Genomic DNA, 13,122 nt, shown 5'->3' on the forward strand with positions numbered 1-13,122 from the left:
GGTTGTCTCCGCCCTTTGCGGAGCACCCTAACGTCAAGCGCGCGGGTCTGGCCAGACGACCTTCGGAGGGGTGAAGCCCGCCCTAGCGCGGAGGCGCCATCGCCGCCCCGATCAGCGCCTTGGCGTCGGCGCTCGCCCAGTCGGCGGGGCCCTGCAGGATCGCCAGTTCGCAGCCCTGCGCGTCGACGATCAGGCTGACCGGCATGCCCTCGATCTTGCGGGCGGCGCGCAGCTCCTGGAACACCTTCGCCTGCGGATCGGCGTAATAGGTCAGCGCCGTGATCTTGCGGTCGGCCAGCCAGGCCCTCGGCTTGTCGAGATTGCGGGTGTCGATATTGATCGCCACCACCGCGAAATCCGGGCCGCCGAGCCCGCTCTGCAGCGCATCGAGCGCCGGCATCTCCTTCAAACAGGGCGGGCACCAGGTCGCCCAGAGATTGACCAGCAGCGTCTTGCCCCGGAAGGCCGACAGCGTCGTCGGTTGGCCGTCGGGGCCCTCGAAGGCGAGGTCGGTCGTCGGCAGCGGCGTGGCATGGACCTGGACGGCGGCGACCTCGCCGCGCGCCAGCGGCGCCATGCGCGCCGCGGCGGGCCGGGCGGCACTGCAAGATGCGGAATTGCCGGCATTGCCCGCAACGGAGTAGAAGGCCGCAACGCCAGCGACAGCGACCAGGGCCAAGGCCCCGATCGCGGCCGTTATTTTCGTTCTGGACCTCATCGCGTCCTCAAAGCAGGAAAGACCGTCGTGAGCAATCGCATGTGGGGTGGGCGCTTCGCCACGGGTCCCGACGCCATCATGGAGGAAATCAACGCCTCCATCGATTTCGACCAGCGCCTCTGGCGCCAGGACATCCGCGGTTCACTCGCCCATGCGGCGATGCTCGGCGAGACGGGCATCCTGACGAAGGAGGATGTGGCCGCGATCGACGCCGGGCTCAAGCAGGTCCAGGCCGATATCGAGGCCGGGACCTTCACGTTCTCGCGCGCGCTCGAAGACGTCCACATGAATGTCGAGAGCAGCCTGAAGGACCGGATCGGCGCCGCCGCCGGCCGGCTGCACACCGGCCGCTCGCGCAACGACCAGGTCGCCACCGACATGCGGCTATGGGTGCGCGACACGCTCGACCAGCTCGACGAGCAGATGGCCGATCTCCAGCTCGCCCTCGCCCAGAAGGCCGAGACCTATGCGGGCGCGGTGATGCCGGGCTTCACCCATCTGCAATCGGCCCAGCCGGTGACCTTCGGCCATCATCTGCTCGCCTATGTCGAGATGCTCGGCCGCGACCGCGGCCGCGTCGCCGATGCCCGCGAGCGGCTGAACGAATGCCCGCTGGGCGCCGCCGCACTCGCCGGCACCTCCTTCCCGATCGACCGCGAGATGACGGCCCATGCGCTGGGCTTCGACCGGCCGACGGCGAACTCGCTCGATTCGGTCTCCGACCGCGACTTCGTGCTGGAGACGCTGGCCGCGGCCTCGATCTGCGCGATGCATCTGTCGCGGCTGGCCGAGGAAATCGTGCTCTGGGCGACGCCGCAATTCGGCTTCGTGCGCTTGTCGGACGCCTTCTCGACGGGCTCCTCGATCATGCCGCAGAAGCGCAACCCCGACGCCGCCGAGCTGGTGCGCGGCAAATCGGGGCGCGTCTTCGGTCATCTCCAGGCGATGCTGACGATGATGAAGGGCCTGCCGCTGACCTATTCTAAGGACATGCAGGAGGACAAGGAGGGCACTTTCGACGCGCTCCAGACGCTCTCGCTCTGCTTGGCCGCCATGGCCGGCATGGTCCGCGACATGGAGCCGGACCTGAAGGTGATGAAGCGCGCCGCCGGCCTCGGCTACGCCACCGCCACCGACCTCGCCGACTGGCTGGTGCGCGTGCTGAAGATGCCGTTCCGCGACGCCCACCACGTCACCGGCCGCCTTGTCGGCCTCGCCTCCGAGCGCAAGATTGGGCTGGAGAAGCTCACCCTCGCCGAGATGCAGGCGGTGGAGCCGCAGATCACGGACGCCGTCTTCGCCGTGCTCGGCGTCGACCAGTCGGTCCGGAGCCGCGTCAGCTATGGCGGTACGGCGCCCAACAATGTCCGCCGTCAGGCCAGGCGCTGGCTGAAGAAACTGGCGAAGGGCTGAGGTCGCGTCATGCCCGGGCTTGACCCGGGCATCTCCGGCAGGAGAGTCTCGGGTCAAGCCCGAGACTGACGCGGCGGCTCGCCTCTGCCGCCATCCTTCGCTACACTCCCCGCTCGCATCGCCCGATGCCCGCCTCGCCCAAGGGTTCGTTTCCGTGCTGCACTCCCGCCTGAAATTCGGCCGCGCCGTCCTGGTCGCGGGTCTGCTCGCCCTCGCGCTCGGAGCCTGCGGCCGCAAGGGCCCGCTCGAGGCCCCGCCGAACGCGACCGGCGCCATCGACCTGCCCGACGCTCAGACCGGCGCCGTCGAGAACGACGCCGCCTCGCTCGGCCAGACCTCGGTCCTCGCCAAGCCGGCCAAGGCCAACCGCGCGATCACCATTCCCGAGAAGCCCTTCATTCTCGATCCGATCCTCTAAGAGCGTCCGATGCATCATTTCAGCTATCGCGACGGCTCCCTCTTCGCCGAGGACGTCGATCTGCGCCGCATCGCCGACGAGGTCGGCACCCCCGTCTATGTCTACTCGTCCGCGACGATCGAGCGGCATTACCGGCTCTATGCGCAGGCGATGCAGAGCGCGGCGCCCGCGGGCAAGGCGCATGTCTTCTACGCGATGAAGGCCAACGGCAATCTCGGCGTGCTGAAGACGCTGGCTTCGCTCGGCGCCGGCGCCGACACGGTCTCCGAGGGCGAAATCCGCAAGGCGCTCGCCGCCGGCTTCCCGGCGAATCGCATCGTCTTCTCCGGCGTCGGCAAGAGCGAGAGCGAGCTGCGCTTCGCGGTTCAAGCCGGCATCTACCAGGTCAATATCGAGACGGAAGGCGAGCTCGATCTGCTCTCCCGGGTCGCATCCGCGCTGGGCAAGCGCCAGGAGGCGGTGTTCCGGGTCAACCCCGACATCGGCGCCGGCGGCCACGCCAAGATCACCACCGGCTCGTCGGAGAACAAGTTCGGCGTCTCCTTCGAGGAGGTCGGCCGGCTCTATGCCCGCGCCGCCAACCTGCCCGGCGTCCGCATGATGGGGCTGGCGCTGCATATCGGCAGCCAGATCCAGGAGACCGAATCCTTCGAGGCAGCCTATGCCAAGATGGCGGTGCTGGTCGGCGATCTGCGCGGGGAAGGCCACCGCGTCGATCGGCTCGATCTCGGCGGCGGCCTCGGCATTCCCTACGACATCCCGCAGGACCTGGAAGGCCGGGATTTCGACCACGGCCCGGGGCTGATCGAGGCCTATGCCGCGATGGTGAAGCGGGTCACGCAGGGGCTCGACGTCGAACTCGGCTTCGAGCCGGGGCGGCTGATCGTCGGCAATGCCGGCATCCTGATGACGCGGGTGCTGCATCTCAATCCGCGCCCGACCAAGCAGTTCCTCGTCGTCGATGCGGCGATGAACGACCTCGTCCGCCCGGCCATGTACGAGGCCTATCACGAGATCTGGCCGGTGGCGGAGCCCCAGGCCGGCACGCCGGAGGTGGCCTATGACGTGGTCGGGCCGATCTGCGAATCGGGCGACACCTTCACCACGGGCCGCGTCCTGCCGGCGCTGGCGCCTGACGATCTGATCGCCTTCATGACTGCGGGAGCCTACGGCGCCAGCATGTCCTCGACCTACAACCAGCGGCTGCTGGTGGCGGAAGTGCTGGTCAAGGGCGCCGACTATGCCGTGACGCGGCCGCGCCAGACCTTCGAAGAGCTGCTCGGCACGGATCGTGCACCGCCCTGGCTGGCCTGAGCCGCGTTCACGAAACGTCGAGCGGGGGCCAGCGCGGCGTCTTGGCACTGGCCTTGCCACATTCCCGTGCTAGCCTCGGCACGATCGGCAGGTGCAGGCCGAAGGTGCAGGCGGCGGATGCAGGCGGATTGAAGTCCCGGCGGCATTGGGGGCGGCTCGGAGCGACGGCATGAATGAGGCGCAGCGCCGCAAGGCGCCGGATCGGATCGAAGGCGTGCGGCAGCGGCTGACGCGCCTCGCCATGGCGTCGCGGATTTCGCTGGGCTGGGAACGCCTCTGGCCACGGCTCTGGCTGCCCGCCGCGGTGGCCCTGACCTTTCTCGCCGTCTCCTGGTTCGGGCTGTGGACCGCCCTGCCCTGGCAGGGCCGGGTTCTGGGCGTCGCGCTCTTCGCAGCGGCGCTGCTGGCGAGCCTCTGGCACGTCGCGCGGATGGCGCTGCCGACGCATCGCGATGCGCTGACGCGGCTCGACCAGTCGCTCGCGGGCGGCCACCGCCCGGCCTCGTCGCTGGAGGACAGCCTCGCGGTCGGCGCCAGGGATCCGGTCTCGCAGGCGCTCTGGGCTGTTCATGTCGAGCGGCAGGGCGCGCGCATCGCCGGACTGAGCGTGACTCCGCCGCAGCCGCGCATGGCCGGCCGCGACCGCTATGCGCTGCGCGCCGTGCCGCTTCTGGCGGCGATCACCGCTGTCTTCGTCGCCGGCCACGAGGCCATGCCCCGGCTCGCCGCCGCCTTCGACTGGCGCGGCCCCTCGCTGCCGGCGCCGGCCATCCGGATCGACGCCTGGATCGATCCGCCCGCCTATACCCGCCTGCCGCCGATGCTGATCGATTTCGCGAAGCTCGCGAGCCTGCAGCTCAGCGCGCCGGAAAAATCGACGATCGTCGTGCGCATCGCCGGCAAGACCGCGATGAATGTCGCGACGACGGGCGGTCTCGACGGGCTGCCGCCGGCGGAGACCAAGCCGGGCGCGGCCGCGGCGGCCAAGCCCGCTCCGGGCGAGGCCCCGGCCGTCCTGGAGAAGCGCTACACGCTCGTCGGCAACGGCACCTTGCGCCTGACCGGAAGCGGCGCGCCGGGCACCGTCCTGTCGATCGCCGCGATCGCCGACCAGCCGCCGCAGGCCGCCTTCGTCGAACCGCCCAAGCCCGTCACCGGCGCCCAGGGCGGCGGCCTGTCGATCGCCTACACCGCCCGGGACGATTACGGCCTGGCCGCGATCGAGGCCACGGTTGAGCGCAGCGGCCCGGCCTCGACCGGGCGCTCGCTGGTCGAGGCGCCCAAGCAGACGCTCAGCGTGCCCGCCTCCCCCTCCGGCGAGGAGGAGATGAAGAGCACCGTCGATTTCTCGGCCCATCCCTGGGCCGGCGCCAGGGTCAAGATGACCTTGGTCGCGCGCGACGAGGCCGGCCAGGAAGGCCGCAGCGAAGCGATCGAGATCGTGCTGCCGCAGCGCACCTTCGCCAAGCCGCTGGCCAAGGCGCTGGTCGAGCAGCGCCGCAAGCTCGTCATGAATGTCGACGACCGCAGCAAGGTCCAGCTCGCCATGGACGCGCTGCTGATCGAGCCGACGCTCTTCATGAAGGAGACCGGAATCTATTTGGGCATGCGGATGGTCAACGAGCGGCTGCGCCGGGCCGGCAGCGACGACCAGCTGCGCGAGGTCGCCGAACTGATGTGGGCGCTAGCGCTGCAGCTCGAGGACGGCGATCTCTCCGACGCCGAGAAGGCGATGCGGGCGGCGCAGGAAAACCTGCAGCAGGCGCTCGAGCGCGGCGCCTCCGAGGACGAGATCAAGAAGCTGACCGAGGATCTGCGCCGGGCCATGGACCAGTTCATGCGCCAGCTCGCCGAGCAGATGCAGCGCCAGCAGCAGAACGCCGACCCCAACCAGATGTCGCAGTTGCCGGAGAACTTCCGCACCGTCACGCCGCGCGATCTGCAGAACATGCTCAACCGCATCGAGGAGCTCTCGAAGCGCGGCGACATGGCCGAGGCGCAGCGCCTGATGGAAGAGCTCAACCAGATGCTCAACAATCTCCAGATGGCGCGTCCGGGCCAGCAGGACCCGCGCCAGCGCGAGATGAACCAGGCGCTGTCGGACCTCGACCGGATGACGCGCGAGCAGCAGGGCCTGCGCGACGAAACCTTTCAGCAGGAGCAGCAGCGCCAGAACCGCGCCCAGCGCGGCCAGCGCCCCGGCCAGCAGCAGGCCCGTCCCGGCCAGCAGGGCCAGCGTCAGCAGGGCCAGCAAGGGCAGCGTGGCCAGCAGCCGGGCCAGCAGCCCGGTGAACAGGGCGAGGACGGCGAGGAGGGCGAAGGCCAGCAGGGCGCGCAAGGGCAGCAGGGCCAGGGCGGGCAGAGCCTCGCCCAACGCCAGCAGCAATTGCGCGACCGGCTCCAGGATCTGCAGCGCCGGATGCGCGGCATGGGCGCGCCCCAGCAGGGCGAGCTCGGCGAGGCCGAGGGCGCCATGGGCGAGGCCGGCGAGCAGCTCGGCCAGGGCCAGGGCGAAGGCGCGCTCGACGCGCAAGGCCGCGCGCTGGACGCGCTGCGCAAGGGCGCCCAGAACCTCGCCCAGCAGATGCAGGGCCAGCCCGGCGAAGGCGGCGAGCCCGGCGAAGGCGCCTTCGGCGAGCCGGACGGACAGCCCTCGGGCCGTCCCTCGGCGCAGCAGCGCGGCCGCGAGGACCCTCTCGGACGGCCGCAGCGCCAGCGCGACTGGGCCGATGGCCGCGTCCGCGTGCCCGGCGCCGACGAGAGTGCCACCCAGCGCGCCCGCCGCATCCTCGAGGAACTCCGCCGGAGGCTCGGCGACCCGTCGCGGCCGATGGAAGAGCTGGATTATCTGGAGCGGCTGCTCAGGCGGAATTGAGGAATAGGCAGCGTCATGGTCGGGCTTGACCCGACCATCTCGGAAACCAGACACCTCTCGTCATGAGATTCTCGGGTCTTCGCTGCGCTGCGCCCGAGAATGACGGCTGGGTCAGGCTTTGGATCGCTCCCAGCTCGCGACCACCGCCCCGACCACGATCAGCACGCAGGAGACGGCCAGCAGCCAGCTCGGCTGGGCGTAGCCCGCGAGCACGAGGATGATCGTCGAGAGCACGGGGGCCGCATAGGAGGCGACGCCGAGCAGAGCGACGTCGCCCTGCTTCATGCCGATGTCCCAGACGACGAAGGCCAGCCCGATCGAGCCAAGGCCCAGTCCGAGCACGCCGGCCCATTCGACCGCCGTCAGCGTCCACAAGGTCGTCTCGAAGGCGAGATGGCAGGCAAAGGCCGGCACGGCGCAGCCGAGCATGGTGATGCACAGGCTCTCCGACGGCACCGCGGCGAAGCGGCGCGAAACCACGGAATAGCTCGCCCAGACGAAGGCGCCGAGCGCCGCCAGGATATGGCCGAGCGCCAGTCCCTGGCCTGAGCCAAGCCCGCCGGAGATCAGCAGCCCGGTTGCAGCCAGCCCGATCAGCGCGCCGACCAGATGCCGAGGCCGCAGCCGCCCGCCCGGTAGAAGCGCCGCGAACAGCACGATCAGCAGCGGCCAGAGATAATGGATCAGATTGGCCTCGGCCGCAGGCGCCGTCTTCACCGCCGCATAGTACAAAGCAGTGTCGCCGAAGAGCCCGTAGAGCCCCAGCCCAAAGGAGGCCGGCGTCGGGCGGATGCGCGAGAGCTGCCCGCGCGCAGCAGTGATCGCGAGGATCAGGAGCCCGCCGATCACGAAGGTCATGCCGACCAACTGGAACGGCGGCACCCGCCCGCTCATCGCGGTGAACACGGCGAGCGTCGACCAGAGCAGGATGGCGAGGGCGCCGATGAGCGTGGCGGTGCGGGAGGTCATGGGCGAGCGGGGTTGGAGCGCGGTCGCGGCTTCGATAGCAGGCGGGCCGCGGAAAGCCGATAGTCTGCGTGCGCAGACAAAGACGCCGTCATCCCGGGCGACCGGAGGGAGACCCGGGATCCATTCCGGAACCTCCCCGGCAAGCGCTCAGGAATGGATCCTGGATCTCCGCTTCGCTGCGTCCGGGATGACGGCTTGGTTCCCGACACCAACCTCCACGCAAGTCCTCGCCACAGTGCAGCACGGCATTGGCGCCATGGGCGCCATGACCCGCACGCCGGATCGCCGCCTTGACCAAGACCGCGTGAAGGATCAAGCGTCGGGGCCATGACAACGCTCTCCATGCCGGCCACCGAGCGCCGCCCCCTGATCCCGATCCTCGTCGCGCTCAGCGTCGCGCATCTGCTGAACGACCTGCTTCAGTCGATGATCCCGGCGCTCTATCCGCTGATCAAGGAGAGTTTCCAGCTCGATTTCGGCCAGATCGGCCTGATCACACTCGCCTTCCAGGTGACGTCCTCGCTGTTGCAGCCCCTGCTCGGCTGGCTCACCGACAAGCGGCCCTGGCCGCATGCGATGGTCGCCGGCATGGGGGCGACGCTGGTCGGTCTGCTGACGCTGGCCTTCGCCACGAGCTACGGCATGGTCCTGCTCGCCGCCGCGCTGGTCGGTCTCGGCTCGGCTGTGTTTCACCCCGAAGCCACCCGGATGGCGCGCCATGCCGCGGCCGGCCGCCAGGGCCTGGCACAGGGCTTGTTCCAGGTCGGCGGTCATGCCGGCTATGCGATCGGCCCGCTGCTGGCGGCGGCCGTGGTCGTGCCGCGCGGCCAGGCAAGCCTGGCCTGGTTCTCGATCGTCGTGCTGGTCGCGATGGTCCTGATGTCCTGGACCGCCTCGCGCTACAGCGCCTTCCGCCGCGCCCAGACCGCGAGCCATGGCGATGACGTCGCCGGGCACGGCCTCTCGCGCGGACGCGTGCTCTTCGCGATGACGATCCTGATCCTGCTGCTGGTGTCGAAGAACGGCTACAACGCCGCCTTCACCTCCTATTACACCTTCTATCTGATGACGCGCTTCGAGATCACGGTGCAGCTCTCGCAGATCATGCTGTTCCTCTATCTGCTGGTGTCGACCTTCGGTGTCATCATCGGCGGCATGGTCGGCGACCGCATCGGCCGCGACCGGGTGATCTGGCTCTCGATCGTCGGCTCGCTGCCGTTTGCGCTGCTCCTGCCCCATGCCGATCTGTTCTGGACCGGCGTGCTCAGCGTGATCATCAGCTTCGTGATGGCGAGCGCCTTCTCGGCGATCCTGATCTACGCCATCGACCTCGTGCCCCACCGCGTCGGGCTGGTCGGCGGATTGTTCTACGGGCTGTCCTTCGGCCTCGCCGGCATCGCGGCCGCCGTGCTCGGCGCGCTGGCCGACAAGATCGGCATCGTCGAGGTCTTCCGCATCACGGCCTGGCTGCCGGCCCTGGGGCTGCTGACCTTCCTGCTGCCGAAATCGCGGCGGGGGTGAGGCCGACTGTATCGACGGGTCAACGTGCTGCGGAGACCGTCAATTCAATGCCTTCGCTCTTTTGCACCGCCTGCAGAACGGCAAACAGCTTGTTGGCGGTCGGATTTCCTTTCGGTCCAAACATTCGCATCAGGCTCTTCGACGGCGTGCCGGTTGCGCGCGCCAATGTTTCGAACCCCATCGTGGCGTTGATCAGGTCGCGCAGCATCGCCTTGCCGGTCTGGACATCGCCCGTCACCAGCAGAGAGACCGCTTCTTCCAGGAGAGCCTCGCGGAATTCCGGTTCCCGCGCTGCACGCTCCGCGACGATTTCCCGGAAACTGCGCGTGAGTACCATCATTGAAACCTTTCACTCGCAAGCCGATCTTCGTAGTCGGCGAGATAATCCCGAGCCCGCGAGATGTCGGCGCCTTGCAGCTGTTTCGTTCCGCCGCAAAGCAGGATGATCAGGCTGTCGCCGCGTCGAGCGAGATAGATCCGGTAACCGGGCCCGACGTTGATCTTGTACTCCGCGAGCCCGCCCCCAATCCCTTCAGATTGGACAAGTTTCCCTGTTCGATCCGCAACAGCGCAGCCCCGACTCGTGCCGCTGCCGCGTAATCGAGGCCGGCGAACCATCGCGCGAAGGGACTTTTCCCGCTCGCATCGACGTAAGCAACGACCTCGATCACGATAGTGCCTTATACGTTACCTTTCAAGGGCGTGAGGCCCTCACGCCATGTACTGCCCGCCATTGACGGCGAAGGTCGCGCCGGTGGCGAAGGCGCCCTGCTCCGAAGCGAGGAAGACGACCATCGCGGCGATCTCCTCGGGCTTGCCGAGACGGCCGACCGGGATGCCGGCGACGACGCGCTTCAGCGCCTCCTCGGGCATGGCCGCGACCATGTCGGTGCCGATATAGCCCGGCGTGATCGCGTTGACGGTGATGCCCTTGTTGGCGTTCTCCTGCGCCAGCGCCTTGACGAAGCCGATATCGCCGGCCTTGGCGGCGGAGTAGTTGACCTGCCCCATCTGGCCCTTCTGGCCGTTGATCGAGGAGATCACGATGATGCGGCCGAAGGAGCGGGCGCGCATGCCCTCGATCACCGGGCGCGTCATGTTGAACAGCGAATCGAGATTGGTGCGGATCACGTCCGACCACTGCTCCCGCGTCATCTTGTGGAAAAAGCCGTCGCGGGTGATGCCGGCATTGTTCACGAGGATGTCGATCGGCCCGAGATCGGCCTCGACCTTGGCGATGCCCGCCGCGCAGGCGTCGTAATCGCCGACATCCCATTTGAACACCGGGATGTTCGTCTCGGCCTGGAACTTGGCCGCCGCCTCGTCATTGCCGGCATAGCTGGCGGCGACCCTGTGGCCGGCCTCCTGCAGGGCCCGGCTGATCGCCGCCCCGATGCCGCGCGTTCCGCCCGTGACCAACGCAACCTTCGTCATGACCTCATCCCCTCCAGATGGCGGCGTGGGCGCCGCGCGTTAGCATTTCACCGTGATCGATCGCCGGGCCCGGACAGACGCGCGGCGATCTAGTGTTCCGACAGCTTCAGATCGGGCGCGTAGGCACCCTCGATGTCCTTGATGATGGCCTGCCCGCAGACGACGCGGCCTTGTGCGGCGTCAAAGGTCAGGGTCGGATGCCCGTAGAGCACCCAGCCCCGGCTCAGCGCCTCCGAAACCCGATGACAGAAGGCGGCGTCATCGGGTCCGGTCAGGTAGCGGTAGAGCGTCGTCTGGCGCGCCATGCCGCTCTCAGCGCTCCAGCGCCATGGCGACGCCCATGCCGCCGCCGATGCACAGCGTGGCGAGGCCCTTCTTGGCGTCGCGCTTGGCCATTTCGTGCAGCAGCGTCACCAGCACGCGGGCGCCGGACGCGCCGATCGGATGGCCGATCGCGATCGCGCCGCCATTGACGTTGACGATCTCCGGGTTCCAGCCGAGGTCCTTGTTCACCGCCAGCGCCTGCGCCGCGAAGGCCTCGTTGGCCTCGACCAGATCGAGATCGGCGATCTTCCAGCCGGCCTTCTCCAGCGCCTTGCGCGTCGCCGGGATCGGGCCCGAACCCATGATCGCCGGATCGACGCCGGCCGTCGCCCAGGAGGCGATGCGCGCCAGCGGGGTCAGGCCGCGCCGGGCGGCTTCCTTGGCGGTCATCACCACCAGCGCGGCCGCGCCGTCATTGATGCCGGACGCGTTTCCGGCGGTCACCGTGCCGTCCTTGGAGAAGGCAGGCTTGAGCTTGGCCATCGCCTCGATCGTGGCGCCGTGGCGGGGATATTCGTCGGTATCGACGACGATGTCGCCCTTGCGGGTCGAGACGGTGAAGGGAACGATCTCGTCCTTGAACCGGCCGGCCTTCTGAGCGGCTTCCGCCTTGTTCTGCGAGGCGACGGCAAACGCGTCCTGCTCCTCGCGGGTGATCTGCCACTTCGTCGCGACGTTCTCGGCGGTGGTGCCCATGTGATAGCCATGGAAGGCATCCCAGAGCCCGTCCTTGATCATCGTATCGATGAACTTGGTGTCGCCCATCTTGGTGCCGTTGCGCAGATGCGCGGCATGCTGCGACATCGACATCGATTCCTGGCCGCCGGCCACGACGATGTCGGCATCGCCATTGGCGATCTGCTGCAGTCCGATCGCGACCGTGCGCAGGCCCGAGCCGCAGAGCTGGTTCAGGCCCCAGGCCGTCTTCTCCTGCGGGATGCCGGCGAGCATCGCGGCCTGGCGGGCGGGGTTCTGGCCCTGGCCGGCCGTCAGGATCTGGCCCATGATGACCTCGTCGACATCGCCGCCCTCGAGCCGGGCGCGCGACAGGGCCTCCTTGATCGCTGCGGCGCCGAGATCATGCGCCGTGGTGTTGGCGAAGGCGCCGTTGAAGGCGCCGACCGCGGTGCGCGCGGCGCTGACGATCACGATATCCGTATCGGCCATGGGGGAAATCCTCAGCTGGTTGTCGACGGCCGGACCGCGCCGGGCGCCCTGTTCGGAGGGCACCTTCGAAGCCCGCCGCCTCGCCGTCAAGTCAGCCGAAAGAGATCGCTGCGCGCAAACGGGCGGCAGAACATCTTTGCGTTGGCGCAAAGACAAGCTGCAGCGCCCATGACTTGATCCTGTTTTCTGATGGCCCGCTCAAAAAACTTGCGACGCACGCCGCAGTGGCTACCATCGCTGTCGAGCAGACCGACTGTCCGGCCGTCGCGCGATCTTCGCGGGAGGGTCCGGTCCAAAGTGCAGGACGCTGATGGCTACCGACAAAGAACCGACCGTCATCAAGAAATACGCCAATCGCAGGCTCTATCACACGGGCACGAGTTCCTATGTGACGCTCGAAGATCTGGCCGGCCTCGTGCGCGGCGGCGAGGATTTCGTCGTCTATGACGCCAAGTCCGGCGAGGACATCACCCGTCCGGTTCTGGCGCAGATCATCTTCGACGAGGAATCCAAGGACGGGCAGAACCTGCTGCCGATCGCCTTCCTGCGCCAGCTGATCCGCTTCTACGGCGACAGCATGCAGGCGCTGGTGCCGCGCTATCTCGAATTCTCGATGGACAGCCTGACCAAGGACCAGGGCCAGTTCCGCGAGCAGATGACCAAGGCTTTCGCAGGCGGCCCGCTCGGCAGCGGCGCCATGGACGCCATTCAGGCCCAGACGCGCGCCAACATGGCGATCTTCACCGAGGCCTTCCGGGTGTTCAACCCCTTCGCCGCGGCGGCCGCCGCCAAGGCGCAGGAAGACAGCGCTGCGGCCGGCGCCGCCAAGGGCGACGATCTCGGCGAACTCAAGCGCGAGCTGGGCGAGATGCGCGACCGGCTGGACAAGCTCGCCAAGACGAAGTGAGGGCGGTTCGACCGTCGGGCTTCATCGCGAGCGTGCGGCTATGTGTTTGGAAAACACGCCGT

Annotated in this window: 13 protein-coding genes; 6 read left to right on the plus strand and 7 right to left on the minus strand. The window is 68.4% G+C overall.

Annotated features, from left to right (window positions below; all coding sequences use genetic code 11):
• Nucleotides 1-82: 82 nt before the first annotated feature.
• A complete protein-coding gene (gene tlpA, locus Q8S38_RS06165; RefSeq protein WP_371125840.1) occupies nt 83-679 on the minus strand; it encodes a thiol:disulfide interchange protein TlpA in 597 nt (198 codons plus the stop codon).
• Between the two features lie 66 nt (nt 680-745).
• On the opposite strand from tlpA, the gene argH reads away from it, so the two are divergent.
• From argH to Q8S38_RS06185, 4 genes are all read left to right on the plus strand, one after another.
• Nucleotides 746-2,131 (plus strand): argininosuccinate lyase, encoded by a 1,386-nt coding sequence (gene argH, locus Q8S38_RS06170; protein ID WP_305679556.1) that lies wholly within the window; start codon nt 746-748, stop codon nt 2,129-2,131.
• Nucleotides 2,132-2,285: 154 nt separating this feature from the next.
• Nucleotides 2,286-2,549: an LPS translocon maturation chaperone LptM gene (lptM, locus tag Q8S38_RS06175; RefSeq protein WP_305679557.1), complete on the plus strand. Its 264-nt coding sequence runs from the start codon at nt 2,286-2,288 to the stop codon at nt 2,547-2,549.
• Between the two features lie 9 nt (nt 2,550-2,558).
• Nucleotides 2,559-3,863 (plus strand): diaminopimelate decarboxylase, encoded by a 1,305-nt coding sequence (gene lysA, locus Q8S38_RS06180; RefSeq protein WP_305679558.1) that lies wholly within the window; start codon nt 2,559-2,561, stop codon nt 3,861-3,863.
• Nucleotides 3,864-4,032: 169 nt separating this feature from the next.
• Complete coding sequence (locus Q8S38_RS06185; protein WP_305679559.1) at nt 4,033-6,738, plus strand: TIGR02302 family protein; 2,706 nt, start codon at nt 4,033-4,035, stop codon at nt 6,736-6,738.
• Nucleotides 6,739-6,849: 111 nt separating this feature from the next.
• Here Q8S38_RS06185 and yddG read toward each other — a convergent pair whose 3' ends face one another.
• Complete coding sequence (gene yddG, locus Q8S38_RS06190; protein WP_305679560.1) at nt 6,850-7,707, minus strand: aromatic amino acid exporter YddG; 858 nt, start codon at nt 7,705-7,707, stop codon at nt 6,850-6,852.
• 327 nt (nt 7,708-8,034) lie between these two features.
• Here yddG and Q8S38_RS06195 point away from each other — a divergent pair, with 327 nt between their 5' ends.
• A complete protein-coding gene (locus Q8S38_RS06195) occupies nt 8,035-9,228 on the plus strand; it encodes an MFS transporter (RefSeq protein ID WP_305679561.1) in 1,194 nt (397 codons plus the stop codon).
• A 19-nt stretch (nt 9,229-9,247) separates the two neighbouring features.
• On the opposite strand, the gene Q8S38_RS06200 is transcribed toward Q8S38_RS06195, so the two are convergent.
• From Q8S38_RS06200 to Q8S38_RS06220, 5 genes are all read right to left on the minus strand, one after another.
• Nucleotides 9,248-9,568 carry a helix-turn-helix domain-containing transcriptional regulator gene (locus tag Q8S38_RS06200; protein WP_371125841.1) on the minus strand — a complete coding sequence of 107 codons (321 nt, stop codon included), beginning with the start codon at nt 9,566-9,568 and terminating at the stop codon, nt 9,248-9,250.
• Nucleotides 9,565-9,846, minus strand: a complete 282-nt coding sequence (locus tag Q8S38_RS06205; RefSeq protein WP_371125842.1) for a type II toxin-antitoxin system RelE/ParE family toxin — start codon at nt 9,844-9,846, stop codon at nt 9,565-9,567. The genes Q8S38_RS06200 and Q8S38_RS06205 overlap by 4 nt, the downstream gene beginning before the upstream one ends.
• A 93-nt stretch (nt 9,847-9,939) precedes the next feature.
• Nucleotides 9,940-10,662: an acetoacetyl-CoA reductase gene (gene phbB, locus Q8S38_RS06210; protein WP_305679562.1), complete on the minus strand. Its 723-nt coding sequence runs from the start codon at nt 10,660-10,662 to the stop codon at nt 9,940-9,942.
• Between the two features lie 89 nt (nt 10,663-10,751).
• Nucleotides 10,752-10,967, minus strand: a complete 216-nt coding sequence (locus tag Q8S38_RS06215) for a DUF1737 domain-containing protein (protein ID WP_305679563.1) — start codon at nt 10,965-10,967, stop codon at nt 10,752-10,754.
• 7 nt (nt 10,968-10,974) lie between these two features.
• On the minus strand, nt 10,975-12,153 hold the full coding sequence (locus tag Q8S38_RS06220) for an acetyl-CoA C-acetyltransferase (RefSeq protein WP_305679564.1): 1,179 nt from the start codon (nt 12,151-12,153) through the stop codon (nt 10,975-10,977).
• Between the two features lie 310 nt (nt 12,154-12,463).
• Between Q8S38_RS06220 and phaR the strand changes: the two genes are divergently transcribed.
• Entirely contained in the window at nt 12,464-13,060 is a 597-nt protein-coding gene (gene phaR, locus Q8S38_RS06225; RefSeq protein ID WP_305679565.1) for a polyhydroxyalkanoate synthesis repressor PhaR, read from the plus strand.
• Nucleotides 13,061-13,122 lie beyond the last annotated feature (62 nt).

Source organism: Allobosea sp., assembly GCF_030695125.1.
Classification (GTDB): Bacteria; Pseudomonadota; Alphaproteobacteria; order Rhizobiales; family Beijerinckiaceae; genus Allobosea.